A 24,932-nucleotide genomic window follows, 5' to 3' on the forward strand; every position below is an offset into this window, starting at 1 on the left:
TTGCGCGTACTGCTGACCGGGCACCAGGGCTATCTGGGCACCGTCATGGCCCCGGTCCTCACGGCCGCCGGGCACGAGGTCGTCGGTCTCGACTCGGGCCTGTTCGCCGACTGCGTGCTCGGCCCGACGCCCGCCGACCCGCCGGGGCACCGGGTCGACCTGCGTGATGTCACGGCCGAACACGTGGCCGGGGTGGACGCCGTGATCCACCTGGCCGCGCTGTCCAACGACCCGCTGGGGTCGCTGGCTCCGGAGCTCACCTACGACATCAACCACCACGCGTCCGTGAAGCTGGCCCGCCTCGCCCGCGAGGCCGGGGTGGGGCGCTTCCTGTACGCGTCCACGTGCTCGGTCTACGGCGCCGCGGGCGGCGACGAACTCGTGGCCGAGGAGGCGCCGTTGCGCCCGGTGACGCCGTACGCGGAGTCCAAGGTGCGGGTGGAGGACGACCTGCACGAGCTCGCCGACGGCGACTTCAGCCCCGTGTACATGCGCAACGCCACCGCCTTCGGCTACTCGCCCCGGCTGCGCGCCGACATCGTGCTGAACAACCTGGTGGGCCACGCCCTGCTGTCCGGGGAGGTCCTCGTGCTGTCCGACGGCACGCCCTGGCGCCCGCTGGTGCACGCCGCCGACATCGCCCGGGCCTTCACGGCCGCGCTGGCCGCTCCCCGCGAAGCGGTGCACGACCGGGCGTTCAACATCGGCAGCGAGACCAACAACGTCACGGTCGCCGAGATCGCCGAGCAGGTCGCCGAGGCGGTGTCCGGCGCCAAGGTGGTCATCACCGGGGAGAACGGCGCCGATCCGCGGTCCTACCGGGTGGACTTCTCCCGGTTCCGCACGGCGATCCCCGGCTTCGACTGCGAGTGGACGGTGAAGCGGGGCGCGCTCGAACTCGCCGACGCCTACCGCGAGCACGGGCTGACCCGGGAGACCTTCGAGCGGCGCTTCACCCGGCTCGCCGTGCTGCGCGCCGCCTCCGAGGCCGGCACCGTCGACGACACCCTGCGGTGGCGCCGGTGAGCGGGCCGGGCGAGGAGATGCACGCGCTGGTGGAGCGGTTGTACCCGCTCTGCCGGAGCATCACCGGCGACGGGGTGCGCGCCACCCTGGACATCGTCGGGGAGTACATCCCGCTCCAGGTGCACGAGGTGCCGACCGGGACCCAGGTGCTCGACTGGACGATCCCGCAGGAATGGAACATCAGGGACGCCTACATAGCCGACGGCACGGGCAGGCGGGTCGTCGACTTCACCGCGTCCAGCCTGCACGTGCTCGGCTACAGCGTGCCGGTGTCGGCGACGATGCCGTTGTCCGAGCTGCGCGGCCATCTGCACACCCTGCCGGACCACCCGGCCTGGGTGCCGTACCGCACCAGTTACTACAAGCCGGAGTGGGGGTTCTGCCTGGCCCAGGACACCCTGGACGCGATGCCGGACGGCGAGTACGAGGTCCGCATCGACTCCACCCTCGCCGACGGCCATCTCACCTACGCCGAGCACGTCGTCCCCGGGCAGGTCACCGACGAGGTGATCGTCTCCTGCCACGTCTGCCACCCGTCGCTGGCCAACGACAACATGGCCGGCGTCGCGGTGGCGACGTACCTGGCACGGGCGCTGGCGGAGGAGAACCCGTACTACACCTACCGGTTCATCTTCGCGCCCGGCACGATCGGGGCGATCACCTGGCTCGCGCGCAACGCGGAACGGGTGGAGAGGGTCAAGCACGGGCTGGTGCTCGCTTGCGCGGGCGACCCGGGCAACCTGACGTACAAGCGGAGCAGGCGCGGGAACGCGGAGATCGACCGCGTGCTGGAGCATGTGCTGAAGGACTCCGAACGCCCGCACCGGATCGACGAGTTCACGCCGTACGGCTACGACGAGCGGCAGTACTGCTCGCCCGGGTTCGACCTCGGTGTGGGCTCGCTCAGCCGGACCCCGTACGCGGGCTACCCCGAGTACCACACCTCGGCGGACGACCTGGACTTCGTCTCCCCCGCGGCGATGGCGGACACGCTCGCCCTGTGCCGCGAGGCCTTCGGCGTCCTGGACCGCAACCGGCGGTACGTCAACCTCAGCCCTTACGGCGAGCCGCAGTTGGGACGGCGCGGCCTGTACGACGCGCTCGGCGGCCGCAGCGACACCAAGCAGGCGCAGATGGCCATGCTCTGGGTGCTCAGCCTCTCCGACGGCGACCACACGCTGCTGGACGTGGCCGAGCGCTCCGGGCTGCCGTTCGACACCGTCGCCGCGGCGGCCGACGCCCTGCGCTCCGCCGAACTGATCAAGGCGTGAGGCGGATGACCACGGAGGAGGAGACGACAAGGGCACCGGCCGGGTCCGCCAGGCGTGCCCTCGTCGGCCGGCTGTCCTGGGGACTGGCCGACCAGGCGGCCTCCAGCGTGAGCAACTTCGCGGTCGGCCTCTACGTGGCCCGCTCGCTCGGGGTGACGGCGTTCGGCGTGTTCAGCCTCGCCTGGGTGACGTACGGCGTGGTGCTCAACGTCTCCCGCGGGCTGGCCACCGATCCGCTCACGGTGCGCTTCAGCGGCCCGCCGGGCCCGGCCTGGCGCGCGGCGGTGGGCCGTTCGACGGGCACCTCGCTCTGCGTCGGCGCCGTCCTCGGCGTGGTGTCCCTGGCGGCCGGCCTCGGCCTCGGCGGCCGTGTGGGGCCCGCGTTCGCCGCCCTCGGTGTCATGCTGCCGGGACTGCTGCTCCAGGACGCCTGGAGGTACTCGTTCTTCGCCGCGGGCACCGGGCGGAAGGCGTTCCTCAACGACGTCGTGTGGGGCATCGCCCTGATCCCGGCCATGGTGGTGGCCGCCCGTGTGGGCAGTGTGGCCGCCTTCGTGCTCGCCTGGGGCGCGTCCGCCACGGTGGCGGCGGGCTACGGCTGCGTCCAGTCCGGCATCCGGCCCCGGGTGGCGGAGGCGCGCGGATGGCTGCGCGAGCAGCGCGACCTCGGCTACCGCTACCTGGTCGAGAACGTGAGCCTCAGCGGCGCGAGCCAGTTGCGGGCGTACGGGGTCGGCGCGATCGTCGGGGTGAGCGCGGTGGGGGCCGTGCGCGGCGCCGAGCTCCTCATGGGCCCGTTCCTCGCCGTACTGATGGGGCTTTCCCTGGTCACCGTCCCGGAGGCGGCACGGGTACTGCGCAAGGCCCCGCACCGGCTGGCCAGGTTCTGCCTGCTCCTCGGCGGAGGACAGGCCGCCGGCTCGCTGCTCTGGGGCGCGGCGCTGCTGCTGATCCCCGGCCGGCTCGGCGAGATGGCACTCGGCGACGTCTGGCACTCCGCTTCCCCGCTCATCGTGGCGATCAGCCTCGGCGTCGCGGGCGCGGGCCTGGGCACGGGTGCGGCGGCCGGGCTGCGCGCGCTCGGCGCGGCCCGGCGGAGCCTGCGCTGCCAGTTGTTCGCCTCCGTCTGCTACGTCGGCGGCGGGCTCGGCGGCGCGGCCGCCGCCGGCGCGGTCGGCTCGGCCTGGGGCGTCGCCGCCGCGACCGTCAGCGGCTCGGCCGTGTGGTGGCTGCAACTGCGCTCCGCCCTGCGCGAGCACGCTCAAGAACCGATCCGCGAAGTGAGGACGTCATGACCGCGCAACCCAGGCTGAGCATCGGCCTGCCCGTGTACAACGGCGAGGAGTACCTGGCCGAGTCGTTCGACGCCCTGCTCGGCCAGACCTACGAGGACTTCGAGCTGGTCGTCTCCGACAACGCCTCGACGGACGGGACCGAGGACATCTGCCGCCGGTACGCGGCGAAGGACTCGCGGATCCGGTATCTGCGGCTGTCGAAGAACATCGGCGCCACGCCGAACCACAACCACGTGTTCAACGAGTCGCGGGGCGAGCTGTTCAAGTGGGCCTCGCACGACGACCTGTACGGCCGGGACCTGCTGCGGCTGTGTGTGGAGGCACTGGACGAGCGGCCGGAGATGATCCTCGCGCACACCGGCCAGGCCGTCATCGACGGCGACGGCAAGGTGAAGGTCCCCTACGAGTACACCCTCGCCACCGACTCGCCGAGCGCGCCGGAGCGCTTCCGCAGCCTGCTGTTCGAGCCCGGCGGCGACGACTTCTACGGGGTGTTCCGGGCCGACAGGCTGCGCCGGGTGAAGCCGATGGACAGCTACCACCACGCGGACCGCACCTACGTCGCCGAGATCACCTTGCACGGCCCCTTCCACCAGGTGCCGGAGCTGCTGTACTTCCGCCGCGACCACCCCACCCGGGCCGAGCGGGCGAACCCGAGCAAGCGGTCCCGGTGCGTCAACCTGGACCCGCGCCGGGCGGGCCCGCTGCACCCGACGCCCCGGCTGCTCGCCGAGTACGTCTGGGGCTTCGCCTCGGCGATCCGGCGGGCGCCGCTGTCCCCGGCCGACCGGCGCGCGTGCTACCGCCATCTGGCCTCGTGGATGACCAGCCGGGTCCGGCCGGGCGCGGGCGAGCGGGTCGAGGACCGCGCCCCGGTCGACCCGGACCGGCTCGCCGTCTCGGTGGACGACCTGGTCGCAGGGCGCGAGGGGAGGCGGTCGTGACGGCCACGGACAAGACCCCGGTGCGCGCCGGGGTGTTCGGCCTGCTCGGCTCCGGCAACCTCGGCAACGACGGGTCGCTGGAGGCCGTGCTCGGGTATCTGCGGGACAGGCACCCGGAGGTGGCCGTGGACGCGCTGTGCGGCGGCCCCGAGGCCGTCACGGCCCGGTACGGGATCCCCGCGACGCGACTGCACTGGTACCGCGGGGAGTACCGGACCGCGTCCCGGGCGGCCGCGGTCGTGGGCAAGGGCCTGGGCAAGTTCGTCGACGCGTTCCGCACCGCCTCCTGGGTGCGGAGGCACGATGTGGTGATCGTCCCCGGCATGGGCGTCCTGGAGGCCACGCTTCCGCTGCGGCCCTGGGGCTTCCCCTACGCGCTGTTCCTGCTCTGCGCGGCCGGCCGGCTGTCCGGCACCCGGGTCGCGCTGGTCGGTGTCGGCGCCGCCCCGATCGGCAACCGCGCGACCCGGACCCTGGTGCGCTGGTCGGCGCGGATGGCCGCGTACCGGTCGTACCGGGACGCCCCGTCCCGCGACGCCATGCGGGCGATGGGGGTGGACACCTCGCGCGACGAGGTCTACCCGGACATCGCGTTCTCCCTGCCGGCCCCGTCGGCGGGCCCGCCCCCTGACCCGCGGGGCCGTGTCTGCGTGGGCGTCATGGCCTTCCACGGCAGCGACGACGACCGCGCCCGGTCCGAGGAGATCCACCGGCGCTACCTCGACGGGACGACCGGGTTCGTCCGCGCGCTCGTCGAGGAGGGCAGGCCGGTCCGGCTGATCACCGGGGACGGCGTGGACGCCCCGGTGGTCGACGCGATCCTCGGCGCGGTGGACTCGCCGCTGGTCACCGTCGCCGAGGCGGCCTCGCTGGCCGACGTGATGCGGGAGATGGCGGCCGCCGACAGCGTCGTGGCGACCCGCTACCACAACCTCATCTGCGCGCTGAAGGCCGGCACCCCGACGATCGCGCTCAGCTACGCGGCCAAGAGCGACGCGCTCATGTCCCTGATGGGGCTCGCCCCCTACTGCCATCCGGCCCGCGAGGTCGACACCGGCCTGCTGCTCGAACAGTTCAGGACCCTGGAGAAGAACGCGGCGGACGTCCGCCGGACCCTCTCCGAGCGGAACGAGGACGCCGTCCGGCGCCTCGACCACCAGTTCACGGCCCTGACAGCGGTCCTGTTCCCGGCGACCGACCACGCCCACGCCCCGCGGGAGACTCCATGAAGGCCACCGAAGTCGCGGCGATCGCCGGCGCGTACCTGTTCGAGCCGACCCCGTACGCCGACGAACGCGGCTTCTTCTGCCGCACGTTCGACATCGACGTGGTCCGCTCGGTGGGTCTGGACCCGCACGCCTTCGTCCAGGACAGCCTGTCCCGTTCGGTGGGAGGCGTGCTGCGCGGTCTGCATCTGCGCTCCGGCGCCGGCGAGGCCAAGCTCGTGCGGTGCTCGTACGGCAGGATCTTCGACGTCGTCGTGGACCTGCGGGCGGACTCGCCGACCTACCGCAACGTGGCCACGTTCGAACTGTCCGGCGAGACACAGGTGACCCTGTACATCCCGGCGGGGTGCGCGCACGGCTTCCAGGCCCTGAGCGAGACCGCCGACACGTCGTACCGGATCGACCGTCCGCACGATCCGGCCGAGGACGTGACGATCGCCTTCGACGACCCGGAGCTCGCCGTCCCCTGGCCGCTGCCGGTCACATCGATGTCCCGACGGGACCGGGAGGCACCGAGCCTCGCCGAGGTCCTGAAGCACGAAGAGAGTTGAGGTCCGCGTGGACACCGAAGAGCTCACCCTGCCCCTGTCGCGGAGGGCGAACGAGCGACTGCACGCCATGATCCCCGGTGGCGCGCACACGTACGCCAAGGGCGACGACCAGTACCCCGACAACCTGGCCCCGGTCATCAGCCACGGCAACGGTGCCCACGTGTGGGACGTCGACGGTAACCGCTACATCGAGTACGGCTCCGGCCTGCGGTCGGTCAGCCTCGGTCACGCGCACCCGCGCGTGACCGAGGCTGCGCGGCGGGAACTGGACCGCGGCAGCAACTTCGTCCGGCCGTCCATCCTGGAGGTCGAGGCCGCGGAACGCTTCCTCTCCACGGTGCCGACCGCCGACATGGTGAAGTTCGCGAAGAACGGCTCGGACGCCACCACCGCGGCGGTGCGCCTCGCCCGCGCCGCCACCGGGCGTACGCGGGTGGCCCTGTGCGCCGACCATCCGTTCTTCTCGGTCGACGACTGGTTCATCGGCACCACGCCGATGTCCGCCGGCATCCCGGCGGCGACCAACGAGCTGACCCTGACGTTCCCTTACGGGGATCTGGCCGCCACGGAGGAGCTTCTCTCCCGCCATCCCGACGACGTCGCCTGTCTGATCCTCGAACCGGCCACGCACACCGACCCCCCGGCCGGCTATCTCGCCGGTCTGCGCGAACTGGCCGACCGGTACGGCTGTGTCCTGGTCTTCGACGAGATGATCACCGGCTTCCGCTGGTCCGAGGCGGGCGCCCAGGGCCTGTACGGCGTCGTGCCCGACCTCTCGACGTTCGGCAAGGCACTGGGCAACGGATTCGCCGTCTCGGCGCTGGCCGGGCGCCGTGAGCTGATGGAGCTCGGCGGGCTGCGTCACTCCGGTGACCGGGTGTTCCTGCTGTCCACCACGCACGGCGCGGAGACGCACTCGCTGGCGGCCGCGATGGCCGTGCTCACGACGTATGTGGAGGAGGGCGTCACCGCGCGGCTGCACAGCCTCGGCGAGCGGCTGGCCGCCGGTGTCCGCGAGGCCGCGGCCACCATGGGCGTCGGCGACCACATCGTCGTCCGGGGCCGGCCCAGCAACCTGGTCTTCGCCACGCTCGACGAGCACGGGCAGCCCTCGCAGGAATACCGCACCCTGTTCCTGCGCCGGCTCCTCGCCGGCGGGGTGCTGGCCCCCTCGTTCGTGGTGAGCAGCGCGCTCGACGACGCCGACATCGACCGGACGGTGGACGTGGTGGCCGAGGCCTGCGCGGTGTACCGCAAGGCACTGGACGCCGGCGACCCCACCCCCTGGCTGGCCGGGCGGCCGGTGAAGCCGGTGTTCCGACGCTCGGCGTGACATGACGTCAGCCCCGTTCCCCGCGACCGGCGTCGGCCATGCGCTCGGCCTTCCGGTCCGGTGTCCGGTCCGACAGCCGTTCGGCCCGTCGGCCATCGGTGCGGCCGGTGATCCGGTCGGCCGTGCGGTCGACCAGCCACGCGGTGGCCGGTGACACCGCGAGGCCGGTGCACCAGCCGCCCAGGGCGTCGGTCGGGTAGTGCGCGCCGAGGGCCACCTCCGCCCAGCCCATGGCGGCCCCGGCGGCCAGCGCCGCCGCGAGCACGAGGGACAGGGCGGCCGTCCTGCCGAGGCCTGGACGGTCGGTCGCGGCCAGCGCCATCACGAGGGCGAGCGTGGTGGCGAAGGCGGTGTGTCCGCTCGGGTAGGACAGGTTGTCGCCGTGAATGGTGCGTCCCACCAGGGACTTGAGGAGCGTCGCCGTCCCCACGGCCAGGGTGGGGGCGGCGACGACGAGCACCGCGGCGCGGCGGCGGCGGTGGAGCAGCAGGCCCGCGACGAGGGCCGTGACCAGGGCCACCGAGCCCGCCGGCTCCCCCAGGAAGTCCAGGGTCAGAGCGATGTTCCGCCACGGCGCCCCCACACCGTAGGCATCCGTCCCGAGGCGGGCGTCCAGCCTGCCGGGCGTGCTGTCACCGGTGTACAGGAAGCCGACCACGAGGACCACGAGCGCGGCGAGGACGGCGGACGACCCGAGCCACAGGCGGAGCCGCGGGGGTAACGCGGAGGCTTGCGCCTGACGCCAACTCCCCACCGAAGCACCCCCGTTGTGTCCGATTCGGCCCGCGCGCGAGCCTTTGTCACCCTAGCCAACGAAGCCGTCGGGCGACACCGCCGCCGACCGGACGGCGGGTCAACACTTCGCGAAATCTCAACTGGACGGCTCGATGGTGACGTTGACGTGTTTCATCAACGGCTGGTCGCTCTGGAGGCTGTAGTCGCCGATCGCGCAGAGGACGTTCATCTCCGGCATGTAACCGGCCGCGCAGCCGCGGGGGATGTCGTAGGGGATGGCCAGATAGCGGTCGAGTTCGCGGTGGCTGCCGTCCTTGGCGGTGCTGACGATGTGGACCGGGGTGAACTCGGAGATGCCGCGTTCGCGCATGTCGTCCTCGTTCATGAAGACCAGCGTGCGCAGGTTCTTGACGCCCCGGTAGCGGTCGTTGTCCGAGTAGATCGTGGTGTTCCACTGGTCGTGGGAACGCATGGTGCCGAGCGTCAGGGTGCCGGGGGCGGGGACGACGTCGGGCAGGGGCGCGGCGGAGAACTCGGCCAGGCCCGAGGGGGTGAGGAAGACCAGTTCGCGGGCGGGCTGTTTGATGCGGAACCCGAGTGGCAGGCGCACCCGCCGGTTGCAGTCCTCGAACCCGTCGAGGACCCGCGCCATCGTGTCGCGGATGCGGTCGTAGTCCTCGATGTACCACTCCCAGGGGGTGCCGCTGTCGGGGAGCGCGGCACGTGCGATGCCGGCGATGATCGCGGGCTCGGACAGCAGGTCCTTGGAGGCGGGGCGCTTCATGCCGACGGACAGATGGACCATGCTCATCGAGTCCTCGACCGAGGTGCTCTGGACGCCGCCGCGCTGGTGGTCCTTCTCGGTCCGGCCCAGGCACGGGAGGATCAGCGCCCGGCGGCCGTGCACGAGGTGGCTGCGGTTGAGCTTGGTGCTCACCTGGACGGTGAGCTCACAGTTGCGCAGGGCCGCGTAGGTGTACGGGGTGTCGGGCGCGGCGAGGGCGAAGTTGCCGCCCATGCCGACGAACACCTTCACGTCGCCGCCGTGCATGGCCCGGATGGTGGCGATGGTGTCCTTGCCGTGCTCGCGCGGCGGGTCGATCCCGCAGACCTCGCCGAGCCGGTCGAGGAACTCCTCGCTCGGCCGGTGGTCGATGCCGCAGGTCCGGTTCCCCTGGACGTTGCTGTGGCCGCGCACCGGTGAGGGGCCGGCCCCCTCGCGGCCCAGATTGCCGCGCAGCAGCAGGAGGTTGACGATCTCGCGCACGGTGTCGACGCCGTGTTCGTGCTGGGTGACGCCGAGGCACCAGCTGACGATCGAGCGGTCGGCGTCGCGGTACACGCGTGCCGCCTTGAGGATGCCGTCCCGGTCGATCCCGGACTGGAGCTCGATCGCGTCCCAGGAGGTGGCCTCGCACACCGCGCGGTACTTGTCGAAGTACGCCGTGTGCCGGTCGATGAACTCCTGGTCCAGGGCCTTGGGATCGGTCTCGGACTGCTCCAGGATCGCCTTGGCCATGCCCCGGATCAGTGCCATGTCGCCGCCGATGCGCGGCTGGAGGTTCAGGGTGCTGGTCCGGGTGGACTTGAACACGGCCATGTCCGTGAAGTCGTGCGGGACGATGGTCCGGGTGGCGGCCGCCTCGACCAGCGGGTTGATGTGCACGATCTGGGCGCCGCGATGGTAGGCCTCGGCCAGGGCGGTGAGCATCCTGGGCGCGTTGGAGGCCGCGTTGACGCCCATGATGAACAGGGCGTCGGTGGTCTCCCAGTCCTTGAGGTCGGCGGTCCCCTTGCCGGTGCCGAGCGAGGCCGTCAGGGCCCGGCCGCTGGCCTCGTGGCACATGTTCGAGCAGTCGGGCAGGTTGTTGGTGCCCAGTTCGCGGGCGAGCAGCTGGTAGAGGAACGTGGCCTCGTTGCCCAGCCGGCCCGAGGTGTAGAAGGAGGCTCGGCCGGGATCGTCGAGTTCGCGCAGGGTGCGCCCGGTGAGCTCGAAGGCGTCGCGCCAGCTGATCGGGACGTAGTGGTCGGACTCCGGGTCGTAGACCATCGGTTCGGTCAGCCGGCCCTGGTCCTCCAGGTCGTAGTCGCTCCAGCCGGACAGCTCGGTCACCGAGTGCGCGGCGAAGAACTCGCGGCCGACCCGCTTGCCGGTCATCTCCCAGGTGACGTGCTTGATGCCGTTCTCGCAGATGTCCAGGTGCAGACCCTTGGTGTCGTCGGGCCAGGCGCATCCGGGGCAGTCGAAGCCGGTCCTCTCGTGGTTCATGCGCATGATCGCGCGGGGGCCGTCCACGAGGGTGCGTTCGCGCACCAGGAACTGGCCCACGCTCTTGGCCGCACCCCAGCCGGCGGCCGGGTGGTGGTACGGATGGAACTCGGGTTCGCCCCGTGGGTCGGGCCCTACATGGGGTTCCCGGCCGTCCTGTCCGTCCTGTCCGTTCTGGGATGCGTTCAAGAGTCTCACCGAGCTAGCACTGGGGTCGTCGTCCGTGGTTCGCGGCGTGCTTGCGGCGGCCCTTCTTCTTCCGGCGTCGCTTCGAGGACATGGGACCTCCCTCACTGGCACTCACAGGACGGCAGGGGGCGTCCTGGACTCAGGTGACCCACGATTCCACAGAACACATACCACCGCGATCCGACCCAGGAGTTGGCAAAGCGCGCGGATATGCTGACAACGACATGATTCGACCCACCTCTCGCACCCCGAGGAGCAGGCATGTCCAGCGAACCGGCACCGATCAGCGAGGCTGCCCGGCAGGCACTGGAGCAGGAGCTCGCCGACCTGCGCACCGAACGCGGAACGGTCGCGGCGACCCTGCGGGACTCCGACGCGGAGGTGGGCGACCAGGCCGACGCCGCGGACGAGTTGCAGCGCGCGGACGATCTGCGGCACCTGGACGACCGGATCGCGCGGATCACCACGCGGCTCGCCCAGGCCGACCTGGCGGGCCCGCCGCCCACCGACCAGGTCGGCGTGGGCAGCACGGTCACCGTCCGGTTCTCGGACGGCACGACGGACACCGTCCAGATCGGCGAGGGCGCCGCGGTGCTGGACCGGACCCTCGTCACGGCCGACAGTCCGCTCGGACGCGCCCTGCTCGGACATCGCGCCGGGGACACCGTGAACTTCGAGGCACCCGAGGGTCCCCGCAGCGCCGTCGTGGTCTCCCTGGGCTAGGGCCTGTTCAGGGGGTCAGTCCCCGTAGCTGGAGGGCGGGTAGGGGGCCCTGTTCCGCCGGGTGAGGTCGCCCGTCGGGATCCGGCCCGCGCCCACCTCCAGGTCGATCTCCATCCGCTCCCGCCGGTAGGCGGCCTCGGGGTCGTCCACGGGCCCGACGGCCAGACCGGCTTCGCGCCGCTCGCGGACCGTACGCGCGTGGAGTTCGTCGTCGTCGCACCGCAGGGGCATCCCCCTGTTGTGGGCGTGTTCCGGATCGCCTTCGACAGCCCGGTTGGACTTGTGGTGCGTCATGCGCAGCCTCCTCAAACGACTGCCCGGCATCTCGCGCGCCCGGGCAGGTCCTCGGTGTCAGGAGTCCTCCGTCCCGTCCTTCGTCGTACGTCGCTACTCGTTCCGTGCGTCGTCCGGGGCACCGGCGGCCGGAGCACCCTTGCGCACGGTGCACACCACGGAGCCGTCCCGGTCGTCGGCGACGATGGTGTCGCCGGGTTCGGCCTCGCCGCCGAGCAGGAGCTCCGCGATGCCGTTGTCCAGTTCCGTCTGGATCGTGCGCCTCAACGGGCGGGCGCCGAACTCCGGTTGATGACCGTGGGCGACCAGCAGCTTCTTGGCCGCGTCGGTCACCTCCAGCCTCATGCCCTGCGCGTGCACCCGGCGTCCGCTCCGCCCGAGGAGATGCTCGACGATCTGGGCGAGATCGTTCTCGTCCAGGCCGTGGAAGATGATGATGTCGTCGATGCGGTTCAGGAACTCGGGCAGGAACCGGGTCCGCAGCTCGTCCATCAACGCGTCCTTGAGATCGGACACATCGCCCTTGTGATCGAGGATCCGGTGCGCGCCGATGTTGGAGGTCATGATCACGACGCAGTGCCGGAAGTCGACGGTACGGCCCTGACCGTCCGTCAGACGGCCGTCGTCGAGGATCTGGAGCAGCGTGTTGAAGACATCGGGGTGCGCCTTCTCCACCTCGTCGAACAGCACGACGCTGTACGGCTGCCTGCGGACCTTCTCGGTCAGCTGTCCGGCCTCGTCGTATCCGACGTATCCCGGAGGCGCGCCGACGAGACGGGCCACCGTGTGCTTCTCCTGGAACTCGCTCATGTCGAAGCGGATCATGCGGTTCTCGTCGCCGAACAGCTGCTCGGCGAGGGTCTTGGCCAGCTCCGTCTTGCCCACGCCGGTGGGTCCGAGGAAGAGGAAGGAACCCACGGGGCGGTTCGGGTCGCCCATGCCCGCCCTGTTCCGGCGCACGGCCTGCGAGACGGCGGTGACCGCCTCGTCCTGGCCGACGATCCGGGAGTGCATCTCCTCCTCCAGCTTGAGGAGCTTCTCCTTCTCGCTGGCGGTGAGCTGGGACACGGGGATGCCGGTGCGCCGGGAGACGATGTCCGCGATGTCACGCGCGGTCACCGAGACGACACCGGCGCGCCGCTCCTCGATGCCCCCGAGTTCGCCCTCGGCCTCGGCGATCCGCCCCTTGAGCTGTCCGGCCCGCTCGAAGTCCTCGGCGGCCACGGCCTGGTCGCGTTCGCGGCGCAGTTTCGCGATGCGGTCCTCGCGTTCGGCGACCTCGGTCGAACGGCTCGCGCCGCGCAGCCGCACCCGGGCCCCCGCCTGGTCCATCACGTCGATCGCCTTGTCGGGCAGGAACCGGTCGCTGATGTAGCGGTCGGACAGTTCCGCCGCCGCGGCCAGGGCGCCGTCGGCGAAGCGGACCTGGTGGTGCGCCTCGTAGGCGTCCCGCAGTCCCTCCAGGATCTGTACGGTCTCCTCGACCGTCGGTTCCGGGACCACGACCGGCTGGAAACGGCGTTCGAGGGCGGCGTCCTTCTCGACGTACTTGCGGTACTCGTCGATGGTCGTCGCCCCCACGACGTGCAGTTCTCCGCGGGCCAGCGCGGGCTTGAGCATGTTGCCCGCGTCCATCGAGCCCTCGCCCGTCGCGCCCGCGCCGACGACCGTGTGCAGCTCGTCGATGAACAGGACGATCTCCCCGTCCGATGCCTGGACGTCCTCGATGACCTTCTTCAGCCGCTCCTCGAACTGTCCGCGGTACTGGGCTCCGGCCACCATGCCGGACAGGTCGAGCGAGACGACCCGCTTGCCCTTGAGGGTGTCGGGGACGTCACCGGAGACGATGCGCTGTGCGAGTCCTTCGACGATCGCCGTCTTGCCGACGCCCGGTTCACCGATGAGCACGGGGTTGTTCTTGGAGCGCCGCGAGAGGATCTCGATGGTCTGCTCGATCTGCTCGGCGCGTCCGACGACCGGGTCGAGCCGGCCGGCCTTCGCCTCCTCCGTCAGGTCCCGGCCGAACTCGTCGAGGGTCGTGGCGGGCTTGTCGGGCTCGGCGGGGCGGCCTTCGGGACGGGCCGTCCGCTCCGTGAGACCGGCCAGCTTCTGCGCGTCCTGTCCGTCGGCGCGCAGCAGCTGCGCGGCTCCGGTGTCCGCGTCTCCCAGCAGGGCGGCGAGGATGTGCTCGGGGCCGATGTAGGACACGCCGGCCGCCTGCGAGCGGGCGTACGCGGCGGCCAGGGTGCGCTTGGCCGCCGGGGTCAGCCCCGGCTCCGACGACGGTTCGCTGCTCTCCCGGGGAAGGACCTCGGCCAGCTGGGCGGCGAGGGCGTCGGGGTCCAGCTCCGCGCGGGCCAGCAGCGAGCGCGAGGGTTCCACCTTCGTGGCGGCCCACAACAGGTGCTCCGTGTCGAGATCGGACGTCCCGTCCTGCTGGGCCCGCTGCGCGGCCAGGTTCAGGAGTTCCTGCGAGGACTCCGTCAGCAGCCGCCCGATGGGCACGCGCTGCACGGCCGGAGGAGACGACGCCGGGGACATCCCGAAGAAGCGGTTCAGCAGTTCACCGAAGGGGTCGGACGAGCCGAAACCGTACGACGACATCGACATGGACAGCTCCCGGTGCGGCGACGAGTCCTCTCCACCATTTCGCGGCGCCTATTGCTCCGCAACCGGAGCGGACATCCGTGCCGTGAAGGTCCCTGGCCTGCGCTTTCCTCCCGGGCATGGCGGAACTCGCGTGGGGCGACGGCCCGTTGACGGACCGGGGAGAGCGGGCACGGTCGGCCCGCGGAGCCGCCCCGAGTGCCGCCCCGCCCGGGGCCCGCCCGCGCCTCCGGCGAGGTCAGGCCGTACCCCTGCCGGTGCCCCCACTCGTCTCGGTCCACGGGTCGAGCGCCACGACGGCCTCGTCCGTGTGCACGAGGAACGTCAGGGTCTGGCGGAAGTACAGGTCGACGCCGTCGGCGTCATGGGCCGTGTAGCCGATGGCGAGATCCTCACCGAGGCGCAGTTCGTAGTCGCCGCCCCGGGTGGAGAGCAGGAAGGCTCCCTCCACGGCGGGCGCCCAGATCAGCCGGCCGTCGAGCAGCCGGCCGAGGTGCGCGGAGACCGGGTAGCCGTGGTCGGAGGTCTCGCTGACCGCCGTGTACGCCTCCGCGCCGAGCAGCAGCGCGTACGGGCCCTGTACACCGGCCAGCCGCAGGGTGCTCAGGGCGTGGCTGACGGCGTCGGGGAACTCGCGCGGTTCCGCGGGAAGGCGGAGGACCGGGTTGGAGGTACGGGCACGCAGGCCGTCGACCCGGGCGGCCGTGTAGCCGTTGAAGACGGTCTGGTCCTCGGCGAACGCCATGGTGCGGGCCGCGTCCTTGACCGGCTGCCAGTCGGAGTCCTGGGAGCCCCGGTCCACGTCGTCGACGGCGTCACGGCTCAGCCGGAACGGCACCGTCAGTTCGACCAGCGGCTGGACCTGGCGCAGCCGGGCCGCGACACCGGGTGAGGGCCCGTCGATGCGGGACAGATGGCCGGTGCCGACGGCGGCAAGCACGGGACCGTCGGGGCCCGAGACGTCCACGACGCGCCGCCCGGCGAGATTGCGCCGGAACGTGCGGCGCGCCTCGTCCTCGATCTCGTTCCACGCGGCGGGTGTGATGGGCGCGAGTTCGCGGTGCAGGTTGCCGGTCCCGGCGGAGCCGGCGGTGGCGTCGGGTGCGGTCGTCATGTGCGGACTCCTTTGAGGCTGCCGATTCCCAGTGAGCCGTCCGCCGGGCGCTCACCGGCGGTGGCGGCCGGGTCCGCCACGGGCTCCTCGGCCTCCCGCTCGCCCGGGGCGGCGGGGAGGTCGTCGAGGAAGCCGGCGGCCGGGGTGTGGAAGAGGCAGCCGGTGATCGCGGTCGAGAAGTCGAGGATGCGGTCGTGCGGGGCCCGGCCCGCGCCGAGGAACATGTTGCGGAGCATCTGCTCGGTCACCTCGGGGGTGCGGGCGTAACCGATGAAGTAGGTGCCGAACTCGCCCTCGCCCAGGGTGCCGAAGGGCATGTTCTCCCGCACGATCTTGCGTTCGTCGCCGTTCTCGTCGGTGACGGTGTTGAGCGCGACATGGGAGTCGGCGGGTTTGACGTCGTCGGGGAGTTCGACGTTGGCCAGCTTGGTGCGCCCGATGACCCGCTCCTGCTCGTCCGAGGGCAGCGCGTTCCAGGCCCGCAGGTCGTGCAGGTACTTCTGGACGATCACGTAACTGCCGCCCGCGAAGGCGGGGTCCTCGTCGCCGACGAGCACGGCGTCGTCGGCCGCGGGGCCCTCGGGGTTCTCGCTGCCGTCGACGAAGCCGAGCAGGTCACGGTCGTCGAAGTACTTGAACCCATGGACCTCGTCGGCCACCGTGACCGCGCCGTCCAGCCGTTCCATGATCAGCCGGGCGAGTTCGAAGCAGAGGTCGGCCCGGCGGGCCCGGATGTGGAACAGGAGGTCCCCCGGCGTGGAGGGGGCGCGGTGCCGTCTGCCCGTCAACTCCAGGAACGGGTGCAGTTCTTGGGGCCGGGGGCCGCTGAACAGCCGGCCCCAGACCGCCGACCCGATGCCGACGACACAGCCGAGTTCGTCGCGTGGCGCCCGGAAGGAGACCGACCGGCGCAGTCCGGAGACGTCCTCCAGCAGATCGCGGACCGTGTCCTCGTGTCCCGGCGTGACGGTGACCACGAGGAACACGGCGGCCCCGGCCGGCCGGGAGATCAGAGCCTGTGGCTCGGCCAAGGGTCGGCCTCCTCGTGGGACGCGAAGGTGCCGGTCGCGCACGGACCGGTCGGTTCCGCCTCCCATCCTGCTGGTTCCCCGGGCAAACCGCACCAGAACGGATCGGGCCCGGGACGGCGTCAGCGGCTCACGAGTCCGACGACGACGTTGATGGCCGTGGCGAGGATGCTGGTGCCGAACACGTACGACAGGAGGCAGTGCCGGAGCACGATCGAGCGGATCTTCGCGCTGGAGACGCCGGTGTCGGAGACCTGGTAGGTCATCCCGAGGTTGTAGCTGAAGTAGAAGAAGTCGCGGTACGCGGGCGGGTCGTCCGTGTTGAAGTCGATGCCGCCGTTCGCGTCGTAGTACACGTAGGCGTAGCGGGTGGCGTACATCAGGTGCAGGGCGGCCCAGGCCAGGAACACCCCGCACAGGGCGGTCACCGCCGCCGCGTGGCCGTGGTCGGACCGGCCGCCGCGCAGGAGGAGCAGCACGATGGCGAACAGGCCGCACAGCGCGACCGCGACCACCACGAGTTCGTCGGTCAGGGGGCGGAAGTCCTCGCGCCGCGCGTTGTCGCGGGTGGCCGTGGCGGTCATCGGCCACAGCACCGCCCAGCCCGCGAGGACGAAGAAGAGTTCCGTCGCGGCGATCCCGGACAGCAGACCCAGGAAGACGTCGTTCGCGAGTCCGACGGCCACGCCCACGACGGCGCCGAAGGCCACCGCGACGGCCAGGCGCGGCACGGCGTCCAGGGACAGGGTCCTCGGCAGGCTGGTCCTCATGGGCGGCACGCTATCCCCGGGCCGCGCCCCGGCCCGGTAAAACCCGCGGGCGGGTCAGACGGAGAACAGCAGACAGCTGCTGGTGGTGTGGGCGAGCAGCCGGCCCGCCGCGTCGAAGAGCTCCGCCTGCGCGAGGGCCGTACGGCGGCCGCTGTTGAGGACCGTGCCGACCGCGCGGATCGTCCCGGTGTCCACGGTGACGGGCCGCAGGAACTTCACGTTCAGGTCGAGCGAGGTGTACCCGGTCCCCCGGGGCAGCACGGACTGCACGGCGCAGCCCGCCGCGGAGTCCAGCAGGGTGGCGTACACGCCTCCGTGGACGCTTCCGATGGGGTTGTAGTGCTCCTCCCCCGCAACCAGCGTGAAGACGACCCGGCCGTGCTCGACCTCGTCGAGGGTCATGCCGAGGGTCGCGGAGATCGGCGGCGCGGGGAGCCGTCCGGCCTGGATCTCGCGGAGGAATTCGCGGCCGCTGAACCGGGCGACGGCGGCCGCGGAGACGGCCGGGTCCTCCCAGTCGTACGTACGAGACCTGCCCATGACTCTTCCACTCTCCCGTCTCGGCCATCTGACTCTGTTTTTCGAAGCTAGATGGTGCCGCATCTGGCTGTCAATCCCGCAGTGAGCCTACGATGGGGCGCATGACGTGGCTCGACACCAGTACCGAGAACTGCACGGTGCAGCGCACGCTCGACCTGGTCGGCGAGAAGTGGTCGATGCTGGTCCTGCGGGACGCGATGAACGGCGTACGGCGCTTCGACGACTTCCGGCGGCACGTCGGGCTCTCCGAGAGCGTGCTGGCGGACCGGCTGCGCAAGCTGGTCGCGGCCGGGATCCTCGACACCGTGCCGTACAGCGAGCCCGGCAGCCGTACCCGGAACGAGTACCGGCTCACCCGCAAGGGCTGGGACCTGTGGCCCGTCATGATCGCCCTCAAGCAGTGGGGCGACCGCTACACCGCGGATCCGGACGGGCCGCCGCTGGAAGTCGTGCACGCGGACTGCGGAGAGCAGGTGCGCGCGGCCGTGGTGTGCGGGGGCGGGCACGGCGCGCTGATCCCGCCGGAGGCACGCACCCGCCCCGGCCCGTCGGCACGGCGGGCGGATCCCGGCGCCGGACGCTGACCGGAGACGTTCCGGTGCGGGAAACGGGCCCTCGCAACCGGCCGCCTCGTGGTGCGGGAGCCCCGCTCGTGACAGCGTGACCCCATGAGGGGCCGTCCCGGCACACAAGGGCTGTCCCGGCACGTCTGACATGGACGTCCACCGTACGGGCATCCGGTTGGCGTGACCGGCACGGCGGCGCCCCAGGACGGCGGGCCGCGGTGCTCGACGGACCGACCGGTGGAGGAACGATGAGCGCGCAGACGGGGCCGTCGGCCCGCGAACGGTGGGCGGCGAGAGCCGCGCTGCTCTCGGCCGCCCTCGCGGTGGCGCTGCCGCTCATCGCCGGCGGCGTCCGCGGTCTGCTGCTCCTGCTCGCCGCTCTCGCCGCCATGGCCGTCGCGGCGGCGGCCCTGTGGTGGACGCTGTCCCGGCGGGGCCCGGTGCGCTGGATCGCCGGGATCCTCGCGATCGCCCTCCCGCTCGCCGCCATCGTGGTGCTCGCGCTCACGCTGCTGTGGACCCTGCTGCTGTCCCCGGTGCTGTGGATCGTCGCCGTGTGGTGCGGCCGTTACGCGCTGCGCGGCGCCCGCGGCCGGGTCCGCCCGATGAAGGAGCACCGCACCCCGCCGCCCCGGCGGCCGTTCGTCCTCATGAACCCCCGGTCCGGCGGCGGCAAGGTGGAACGGTTCGGCCTGGTGGAGAAGGCCGAACGCCTCGGCGCCCGTGTGGTGCTCCTCGATCCGGAGCGACACCAGGACGTCACCGAGCTGGCCCGGCGCGCGGTCGCGGACGGAGCGGATCTGCTGGGGGTCGCGGGCGGCGACGGGACGCAGGCGCTCGTCGCCGCCGTGGCCGCCGAGCACGGGCTGCCCTTCCTCGTCGTCTCGGCGGGCACCCGCAACCACTTCGCCCTGGACCTGGGACTCGACCGGGACGACCCCGCCACCTGCCTCGACGCGCTGCGGGACGGGGTCGAGCTGCGGGTGGACCTCGGCTTCGCCGGGGAGCACCCCTTCGTCAACAACGCCTCGTTCGGCGCGTACGCGGCGGTCGTCCAGGATCCCGCCTACCGGGACGACAAGATCGGCACGATCCTGGAGCTCCTTCCGGATCTGCTCACCCGCCAGCGCGGACCCGAGCTGACCGCCCACGCCGCCGGTACGACGCTCGAAGCGCCGCAGGCGGTGCTGGTGAGCAACAACCCCTACCGCACCGACGACCCCGCGGGTCTCGGCCGGCGCGAGCGGCTGGACTCGGGCCTGCTCGGTGTCCTCGGCGTCAAGGTGGACAGCGCGGTCGAGGCCGCCGCCCTGCTGCTCACCCCGGCCCCGCACGGCCTGTCGGTCCTGACCGCGCGCGAGGTGGTCGTGACGGCCGACGGCGGCGAACTGGAGGCGGGCATCGACGGCGAGGCCATGGTCCTGCCCACGCCGGTGATCTGCCGGCTCGCACCGGGCGTGCTGCGGGTCCGGGTGCCGAGGAAGCGGCCGGGCGTCCCGGCGGCCCAGCCCGCCCTGGACTGGCGCCGGCTGCTGGCCATGGCGCTGCTCGTGGGCCGCACGGCGGGCGTCCACCGCCCGGGCCACGGACCGCGGCGGGCGGACCCGGAGCGCTGACCGGGTCCGGTGCCGTCGCCGCGAAGTTCACCCCGGGCCCGCGGCCTTCCCAGGGCGTGCCGGACGTCGTCGGCCAGGCGAGAATTCACGGACACGACCCAGCGCCTACGATCATGCCGTGGTCCTCTTCGTCCTGGAACGCGTGTCGCGGCACTCCGTCGCCGAGAGCTGGCGGAGGCTGACCGACTGGCCCCGGCACGCGGACGTCGTCCCGCTGACCCGGATCACCGTGCGCACACCGGCGCCGACCGGGGAGGGCACGGTCTTCGTGGCGCGGTCGGGGTTCGGGCCGCTCGCGTTCGACGACCCGATGGAGGTCGTCGCCTGGCACCCGCCCGACGACGGGGGCCCGGGAACGTGCCGGCTGGTCAAACGCGGCTCGTTCGTCACGGGCTGGGCCGAGTTCGCGGTGCACCCGGCGGAAGGCGGCGGTTCACGGGTGGTCTGGCGCGAGGACCTGAACGTACGCGGGCTGCCCGGCCGCGCCGACCGCCCGCTGGGGTGGTCGGCGCGGTGGATGTTCGGGCGGGCCGTGGACGGGTTGCTGGCCGGGTAGGCCGGGCGGACCTGTCCGGTCAGTGCCCCGGGATCAGCGGGGGCTCCGCCAACCGGGCCAGTTCCAGGGCCTGTTGCGGGAACCAGTCGCCCGCCTTCGGGTCGGCCGTCCCGCGCTCGGGGTCCTCGGGCCCCGCGGTTCCGCGCAGGCACAGGCCGTCCGACTCACCGGGCGTCTTGATCCACAGCCGGGCGTCCTGGAGCGGGTCGCCGGTACGGAGCGTGGGACGGGCGCCGAGACCGCGGTCGGGCGGGTTGCACCAGTCCTGCGCGTCGGTGTACTTGCCGGCCGGCGGGGTCCAGGTGCCCCGACCGTTGCGGCTGGAGTCCGTGACGAAGTGCTTCATCCGGGACGGCGGGATCGTCACATGCGCGTCGAGCCAGGTCTGCGCCTCGGCGCGCGGCCACCACTGGTTGGGGCACTGGGCGACGTCACCGCCGCCGTCGGCATAGGCCAGACAGGACGAGATGAGCTTGCCGTACCAGGAGTTGGCGTCGTCGGTGTTGTAGTTCGAGGCGTTGGTGTAGAAGCCGGAGGCCCGGGCCACCCCGCCCTTGATCAGGCGCGGCACGATGGAGTTGACGGACTGCCAGCCGGGGTGGCCGGTGTCGAGATAGACCCGGGTCCCGCGCAGGGGCTCCAGGGCGTCGACCGCGTAGTTGACCTCGGCGTAGCGCGCGGCGGTCTTCGTACCCTCGGCGTCGTCCTGGCCGCAGTCGGAGGGCAGCAGGGCGAGGGCGTCGGGTTCGAGGGTGACGATCGCGTCGCCGCGCCCGATCCCGCGTGCCACGGCGTCGATCCACGCCTGGTACTCCGCGGTGTTCGCGGCGCCGCCCGCCGAATAGTTGGCGCAGTCACGGCCGGGGATGTCGTACAGCGCCAGCGCGGGAATCGTGTGCTCGCGGCCCGCGTCGCGCACCACCGCGCGGACCAGTCGCTCCACCTCGGCCGGTGTCTGGTCGCCGAACCACACGGCCTGCGGGGTGTTCACCATCGCCAGGATGTCCGCCGCGTCGCGCAGCCGGCCGGCCCGGGCGAGGCTCCGGACCTGCTGGTAAGCCGCCGGGTTGGCGTCGGGGACGTACAGCGAGGGTCCGCGGCCGGCGGGTTCGGCGGCCTGCGCCGGGGGCACGGCGAACAGGGCGGCCAGCCCGACGGACAGAGCGGCGAGCCAGATGGGGGTGCGTCGTCTCATACAGGTTCACTCCGGGGTCGCAACGGTCACGAGGGACTTGCGGGAGCGCTCCCACAGGAGACTCGCCCAGAGGCGCGTCCACGTCAATACGGGACACGGAAGAAGCGATGACGCGGCAAAGCGCCGAAGCGGCACGCAAGCAGTCGCATGAGCGGAGCGGCGCGAACGGAGCGGCACGCAAGCGCCGCCCGGGGCGTCGACCGGAGTACCGCCCGGAAGAGGGTCCCTCTGGCCCCTCCCCCGGGCCCCTCCCTCAGGCCACCGACCCGATGCGCCGCGCCGGGGCCGAGGGGGTGTCGTGATGGATGGGGGTGTGCGCCCCGGTGAGCGAGACCCCGCTTCCGCCGCGCCGGTCGGCCACGATCTCCGCGGCGATCGACAGGGCCGTCTCCTCGGGGGTGCGCGCTCCCAGGTCCAGACCGATCGGCGACCTCAAGCGGGCCAGCTCGATCTCGGTGACGCCGACCTCGCGCAGCCGTTCGTTGCGGTCCAGGTGGGTGCGGCGCGAGCCCATGGCGCCGACGTAGGCCACCGGCAGCCGCAGCGCGAGCCGCAGCAGCGGGACGTCGAACTTGGCGTCGTGGGTGAGGACGCACAGGACCGTGCGGGAGTCGACCTCGGTGCGCTCCAGGTAGCGGTGGGGCCATTCCACGACGATGTCGTCCGCCTCGGGGAAGCGGGCCGCCGTCGCGAAGACCGGGCGGGCGTCGCACACCGTCACCCGGTAGCCGAGGAACCCGCCGACGCGAACGAGCGCCGAGGCGAAGTCGACGGCGCCGAAAACGATCATGCGTGGGGGCGGGACCGAGGACTCCACCAGGACCGTGAGCGGTGCTCCGCAACGAGAGCCCTGCTCTCCGATCTCCACGGTGGCGGTGCGGCCGGCGTCGAGCTGGGCCGCCGCCTCGCCGATCACCGTACGGTCGAGTCCGGGGTGGGCGCCGAAGCCGCCCTCGTGGGAGCCGTCGGCCCGCACGAGGAGGGCCCGGCCCGACAGTTCGGCGGGCCCGCTCACGACCCGGGCGAGGGCCGCCGCCTCGCCGCCCGCCGCGGCGGCGAGCGCCGCCGCGAACACCGCACGGCGGGCGGTGTCCCGTGAGCGGACCGGGGTGACCAGGATGTCGATGACGCCGCCGCAGGTCAGCCCGACCGCGAAGGCGTCGTCGTCGCTGTAGCCGAAGCGTTCGAGGACGGTCTCGCCGTCCTCCAGCGCCTGGACGCACAGGTCGTAGACGGCCCCTTCCACGCAGCCGCCCGAGACCGAGCCGATCACCGTGCCCCCGGCGTCGACGGCGAGCGCGGCGCCGGGCCTGCGGGGCGCGCTGCCGCCGACCGCCACCACCGTGGCGACGGCGAAGTCGCGGCCCTGCTCGACCCACCGGTGCAGTTCTTCGGCGATGTCCAGCATGTCTCGGTCTCCTTGCGAGCGTTGGGTGGAAGGGGCTCGGGTGTCAGCGGACGCCCAGCCAGCCCTCGATCGGGTGGAGCGCGAAGTAGACGAAGAAGACGGCCGTCAGAGCCCACATGAAGGCCCCGATCTCCCGGGCCCTGCCCTGGGCGATCCTGATGGCGACGTAACTGATCACACCGGCCGCCACGCCCGCGGTGATCGAATAGGTGAACGGCATGATCACGACCGTCAGGAAGACCGGGACGGCGGTGGCGCGGTCGGCCCAGTCGACGTGGCGCGCGTTCGTCATCATCATGGCGCCGATCACCACCAGGGCCGCCGCCGCTATCTCGCCCGGGACGATCGCCGTCAGCGGGGTGAAGAACAGGCAGGCCGCGAAGAGGACGCCGGTGACCACGGAGGACAGACCGGTACGAGCGCCTTCGCCGACGCCGGTCGCGGACTCGACGAAGACCGTCTGCCCGGAGGCTCCGGCCACTCCGCCGACCGCTCCGCCGGCGCCGTCGATGAACAGCGCCTTCGACAGTCCGGGCATGCGGCCCCGGTCGTCGGCCAGTCCGGCCTCGGTGCCGACACCGATGATCGTGGCCATCGCGTCGAAGAAGCCGGCGAGCACCAACGTGAAGACGATCATGCCGACCGTCATGGTGCCGACGTGGCTCCAGCCGCCGAACTCGACCTTGCCGAAGAGCGAGAAGTCGGGCATCGAGACGGCGCTGCCGTGCAGTTCGGGGGCGCCCCCGGCCCACTGTCCCGGGGCGATGACGCCGGTGACGTCGAGGACGACGGACAGGGCCGTGCCGGAGACGATGCCGATGAGGATCGCGCCGGGGACCCCGCGCGCCTGGAGCGCGAAGATCAGCAGCAGGGTCGCGGCGAACAGCAGCACCGGCCAGCCGGCCAGTTCACCGGTGGCGCCGAGGGTGAGGGGGGTCGCCTTGCCCTGGTGCACGAAGCCGGCCTTGACCAGGCCGATCAGCGCGATGAACAGACCGATGCCCATGGTGATGGCGTGCTTGAGCGCCAGCGGGATCGCGTTCATGATCATCTCGCGCAGCCCGGTGACGACCAGGAGCATGATGACCGCGCCGTACATCACGCACATGCCCATGGCCTGCGGCCAGGTCATCTGCGGGACGACCTGCGAGGAGAGCACCCCGGACACCGAGAGCCCCGCGGCCAGGGCGAGCGGCACCTTGCCGACGAAGCCCATGAGGAGGGTGGTGAAGGCCGCCGCGAACGCGGTCGCGGTGATCAGCGCCTTCTGGCCGAGCGTGTCCCCCGCCACGTCCTTGCCGGACAGGACGAGGGGGTTGAGCAGCAGGATGTACGCCATCGCCATGAAGGTGGTGACGCCGCCGCGCACCTCACGCGCGATCGAGCTCTCCCGCCGGGAGATGTGGAAGTACCGGTCGAGCCAAGACCGTCCCGCCGGAACGCGGCTGCCCGCGCCCGCGTCCTGCGCGGTGGTCTTCGGCTCCAGTGACTGCTGGGTCATGTGGGCCTGCTCCCAAGGTTCAAAGGGGCACCCGCACAGCCGTCCTGACGGCTGGTCAGCCGCGCCCGCGGCTGCGGGATTTGGGAAGGTGCTGCGACGGCACGGCCCGGGGGACGGCCCGGGACGAACGTGAAGGGCACCGCGCGGCGCGGGGAAGGATGGTGTTCCCGGCGCC

Annotated in this window: 23 protein-coding genes; 11 read left to right on the top strand and 12 right to left on the bottom strand. The window is 72.1% G+C overall.

The genetic code is table 11. The features are described 5' to 3' along the window. From ACZ4AA_RS13930 to ACZ4AA_RS13960, 7 genes are read left to right on the top strand one after another with little or no spacing between them, the layout of a single operon-like run. Positions 1 to 1,026 (top strand): NAD-dependent epimerase/dehydratase family protein, encoded by a 1,026-nt coding sequence (locus tag ACZ4AA_RS13930; protein WP_467600610.1) that lies wholly within the window; start codon positions 1 to 3, stop codon positions 1,024 to 1,026. Then, positions 1,014 to 2,297: a DUF4910 domain-containing protein gene (locus ACZ4AA_RS13935; RefSeq protein WP_467600613.1), complete on the top strand. Its 1,284-nt coding sequence runs from the start codon at positions 1,014 to 1,016 to the stop codon at positions 2,295 to 2,297. The genes ACZ4AA_RS13930 and ACZ4AA_RS13935 overlap by 13 nt, the downstream gene beginning before the upstream one ends. 5 nt (positions 2,298 to 2,302) lie before the next feature. Beyond that, a complete protein-coding gene (locus ACZ4AA_RS13940; protein ID WP_467600616.1) occupies positions 2,303 to 3,592 on the top strand; it encodes a hypothetical protein in 1,290 nt (429 codons plus the stop codon). Further along, complete coding sequence (locus ACZ4AA_RS13945) at positions 3,589 to 4,536, top strand: glycosyltransferase family 2 protein (RefSeq protein WP_467600619.1); 948 nt, start codon at positions 3,589 to 3,591, stop codon at positions 4,534 to 4,536. The genes ACZ4AA_RS13940 and ACZ4AA_RS13945 overlap by 4 nt, the downstream gene beginning before the upstream one ends. Next, positions 4,533 to 5,765 carry a polysaccharide pyruvyl transferase family protein gene (locus ACZ4AA_RS13950; protein ID WP_467600625.1) on the top strand — a complete coding sequence of 411 codons (1,233 nt, stop codon included), beginning with the start codon at positions 4,533 to 4,535 and terminating at the stop codon, positions 5,763 to 5,765. Before ACZ4AA_RS13945 ends, ACZ4AA_RS13950 begins: the two co-directional genes overlap by 4 nt. Next, positions 5,762 to 6,313, top strand: coding sequence for a dTDP-4-dehydrorhamnose 3,5-epimerase (gene rfbC / locus ACZ4AA_RS13955; protein WP_467600628.1), 552 nt, complete (start codon positions 5,762 to 5,764; stop codon positions 6,311 to 6,313). Before ACZ4AA_RS13950 ends, rfbC begins: the two co-directional genes overlap by 4 nt. 7 nt (positions 6,314 to 6,320) lie before the next feature. After that, entirely contained in the window at positions 6,321 to 7,646 is a 1,326-nt protein-coding gene (locus ACZ4AA_RS13960; protein WP_467600631.1) for a glutamate-1-semialdehyde 2,1-aminomutase, read from the top strand. A gap of 7 nt (positions 7,647 to 7,653) precedes the next feature. Here ACZ4AA_RS13960 and ACZ4AA_RS13965 read toward each other — a convergent pair whose 3' ends face one another. The 3 genes from ACZ4AA_RS13965 to ACZ4AA_RS13975 all read right to left on the bottom strand — a co-directional run bounded on the left by ACZ4AA_RS13965 (position 7,654) and on the right by ACZ4AA_RS13975 (position 10,930). Further along, complete coding sequence (locus tag ACZ4AA_RS13965) at positions 7,654 to 8,400, bottom strand: phosphatase PAP2 family protein (RefSeq protein ID WP_467600634.1); 747 nt, start codon at positions 8,398 to 8,400, stop codon at positions 7,654 to 7,656. A 117-nt stretch (positions 8,401 to 8,517) separates the two neighbouring features. After that, positions 8,518 to 10,839 (bottom strand): FdhF/YdeP family oxidoreductase, encoded by a 2,322-nt coding sequence (locus ACZ4AA_RS13970; RefSeq protein WP_467600637.1) that lies wholly within the window; start codon positions 10,837 to 10,839, stop codon positions 8,518 to 8,520. A gap of 13 nt (positions 10,840 to 10,852) precedes the next feature. Next, complete coding sequence (locus tag ACZ4AA_RS13975; protein WP_465560540.1) at positions 10,853 to 10,930, bottom strand: 50S ribosomal protein bL37; 78 nt, start codon at positions 10,928 to 10,930, stop codon at positions 10,853 to 10,855. A 170-nt stretch (positions 10,931 to 11,100) separates the two neighbouring features. On the opposite strand from ACZ4AA_RS13975, the gene ACZ4AA_RS13980 reads away from it, so the two are divergent. After that, the gene (locus ACZ4AA_RS13980; RefSeq protein WP_467600640.1) at positions 11,101 to 11,562 is read left to right on the top strand and encodes a GreA/GreB family elongation factor; all 462 of its coding nucleotides are present in this window, start codon (positions 11,101 to 11,103) and stop codon (positions 11,560 to 11,562) included. A 15-nt stretch (positions 11,563 to 11,577) separates the two neighbouring features. Here the strand turns inward: ACZ4AA_RS13980 and ACZ4AA_RS13985 are convergent, their stop codons facing one another. The 6 genes from ACZ4AA_RS13985 to ACZ4AA_RS14010 form a co-directional block, all read right to left on the bottom strand. Further along, on the bottom strand, positions 11,578 to 11,856 hold the full coding sequence (locus tag ACZ4AA_RS13985; RefSeq protein ID WP_467600643.1) for a hypothetical protein: 279 nt from the start codon (positions 11,854 to 11,856) through the stop codon (positions 11,578 to 11,580). 93 nt (positions 11,857 to 11,949) lie between these two features. Continuing rightward, on the bottom strand, positions 11,950 to 14,466 hold the full coding sequence (locus ACZ4AA_RS13990) for an ATP-dependent Clp protease ATP-binding subunit (protein ID WP_467600646.1): 2,517 nt from the start codon (positions 14,464 to 14,466) through the stop codon (positions 11,950 to 11,952). Positions 14,467 to 14,701: 235 nt separating this feature from the next. Next, positions 14,702 to 15,577 carry a family 1 encapsulin nanocompartment shell protein gene (locus ACZ4AA_RS13995; protein ID WP_467600649.1) on the bottom strand — a complete coding sequence of 292 codons (876 nt, stop codon included), beginning with the start codon at positions 15,575 to 15,577 and terminating at the stop codon, positions 14,702 to 14,704. Then, the gene (locus tag ACZ4AA_RS14000; RefSeq protein ID WP_467600652.1) at positions 15,574 to 16,608 is read right to left on the bottom strand and encodes a Dyp-type peroxidase; all 1,035 of its coding nucleotides are present in this window, start codon (positions 16,606 to 16,608) and stop codon (positions 15,574 to 15,576) included. Before ACZ4AA_RS14000 ends, ACZ4AA_RS13995 begins: the two co-directional genes overlap by 4 nt. A 119-nt stretch (positions 16,609 to 16,727) precedes the next feature. Then, on the bottom strand, positions 16,728 to 17,375 hold the full coding sequence (locus tag ACZ4AA_RS14005; protein WP_467600655.1) for a DUF1345 domain-containing protein: 648 nt from the start codon (positions 17,373 to 17,375) through the stop codon (positions 16,728 to 16,730). A 54-nt stretch (positions 17,376 to 17,429) separates the two neighbouring features. After that, entirely contained in the window at positions 17,430 to 17,915 is a 486-nt protein-coding gene (locus ACZ4AA_RS14010) for a PaaI family thioesterase (protein ID WP_467600657.1), read from the bottom strand. A 101-nt stretch (positions 17,916 to 18,016) separates the two neighbouring features. On the opposite strand from ACZ4AA_RS14010, the gene ACZ4AA_RS14015 reads away from it, so the two are divergent. The 3 genes from ACZ4AA_RS14015 (at position 18,017) to ACZ4AA_RS14025 (ending at position 20,653) form a co-directional block, all read left to right on the top strand. After that, complete coding sequence (locus tag ACZ4AA_RS14015) at positions 18,017 to 18,499, top strand: winged helix-turn-helix transcriptional regulator (RefSeq protein ID WP_467600660.1); 483 nt, start codon at positions 18,017 to 18,019, stop codon at positions 18,497 to 18,499. 230 nt (positions 18,500 to 18,729) lie between these two features. Next, positions 18,730 to 20,097, top strand: a complete 1,368-nt coding sequence (locus ACZ4AA_RS14020; protein ID WP_467600663.1) for a diacylglycerol/lipid kinase family protein — start codon at positions 18,730 to 18,732, stop codon at positions 20,095 to 20,097. A gap of 118 nt (positions 20,098 to 20,215) precedes the next feature. Beyond that, entirely contained in the window at positions 20,216 to 20,653 is a 438-nt protein-coding gene (locus tag ACZ4AA_RS14025) for an SRPBCC family protein (RefSeq protein ID WP_467600666.1), read from the top strand. A gap of 19 nt (positions 20,654 to 20,672) precedes the next feature. Here the strand turns inward: ACZ4AA_RS14025 and ACZ4AA_RS14030 are convergent, their stop codons facing one another. From ACZ4AA_RS14030 to ACZ4AA_RS14040, 3 genes are all read right to left on the bottom strand, one after another. After that, entirely contained in the window at positions 20,673 to 21,848 is a 1,176-nt protein-coding gene (locus tag ACZ4AA_RS14030) for a glycoside hydrolase family 6 protein (RefSeq protein ID WP_467600669.1), read from the bottom strand. 253 nt (positions 21,849 to 22,101) lie between these two features. After that, positions 22,102 to 23,256, bottom strand: coding sequence for an XdhC family protein (locus ACZ4AA_RS14035; protein WP_467600672.1), 1,155 nt, complete (start codon positions 23,254 to 23,256; stop codon positions 22,102 to 22,104). Between the two features lie 43 nt (positions 23,257 to 23,299). Next, complete coding sequence (locus tag ACZ4AA_RS14040) at positions 23,300 to 24,757, bottom strand: NCS2 family permease (RefSeq protein WP_467600675.1); 1,458 nt, start codon at positions 24,755 to 24,757, stop codon at positions 23,300 to 23,302. Between the last annotated feature and the right edge of the window lie 175 nt (positions 24,758 to 24,932).

Source organism: Streptomyces sp. NPDC024698, assembly GCF_055559015.1.

Coding starts and splice junctions, on each gene's coding strand:
- rfbC (WP_467600628.1), top strand. CDS start 5,762: ATGAAGGCCACCGAAGTCGCGGCGATCGCCGGCGCGTACCTGTTCGAG.
- ACZ4AA_RS13945 (WP_467600619.1), top strand. CDS start 3,589: ATGACCGCGCAACCCAGGCTGAGCATCGGCCTGCCCGTGTACAACGGC.
- ACZ4AA_RS13985 (WP_467600643.1), bottom strand. CDS start 11,856: ATGACGCACCACAAGTCCAACCGGGCTGTCGAAGGCGATCCGGAACAC.
- ACZ4AA_RS14015 (WP_467600660.1), top strand. CDS start 18,017: ATGACGTGGCTCGACACCAGTACCGAGAACTGCACGGTGCAGCGCACG.
- ACZ4AA_RS13975 (WP_465560540.1), bottom strand. CDS start 10,930: ATGTCCTCGAAGCGACGCCGGAAGAAGAAGGGCCGCCGCAAGCACGCC.
- ACZ4AA_RS13980 (WP_467600640.1), top strand. CDS start 11,101: ATGTCCAGCGAACCGGCACCGATCAGCGAGGCTGCCCGGCAGGCACTG.
- ACZ4AA_RS14030 (WP_467600669.1), bottom strand. CDS start 21,848: ATGAGACGACGCACCCCCATCTGGCTCGCCGCTCTGTCCGTCGGGCTG.
- ACZ4AA_RS13990 (WP_467600646.1), bottom strand. CDS start 14,466: ATGTCGATGTCGTCGTACGGTTTCGGCTCGTCCGACCCCTTCGGTGAA.
- ACZ4AA_RS13995 (WP_467600649.1), bottom strand. CDS start 15,577: ATGACGACCGCACCCGACGCCACCGCCGGCTCCGCCGGGACCGGCAAC.
- ACZ4AA_RS14010 (WP_467600657.1), bottom strand. CDS start 17,915: ATGGGCAGGTCTCGTACGTACGACTGGGAGGACCCGGCCGTCTCCGCG.
- ACZ4AA_RS14020 (WP_467600663.1), top strand. CDS start 18,730: ATGAGCGCGCAGACGGGGCCGTCGGCCCGCGAACGGTGGGCGGCGAGA.
- ACZ4AA_RS13940 (WP_467600616.1), top strand. CDS start 2,303: ATGACCACGGAGGAGGAGACGACAAGGGCACCGGCCGGGTCCGCCAGG.
- ACZ4AA_RS14005 (WP_467600655.1), bottom strand. CDS start 17,375: ATGAGGACCAGCCTGCCGAGGACCCTGTCCCTGGACGCCGTGCCGCGC.
- ACZ4AA_RS14040 (WP_467600675.1), bottom strand. CDS start 24,757: ATGACCCAGCAGTCACTGGAGCCGAAGACCACCGCGCAGGACGCGGGC.
- ACZ4AA_RS14035 (WP_467600672.1), bottom strand. CDS start 23,256: ATGCTGGACATCGCCGAAGAACTGCACCGGTGGGTCGAGCAGGGCCGC.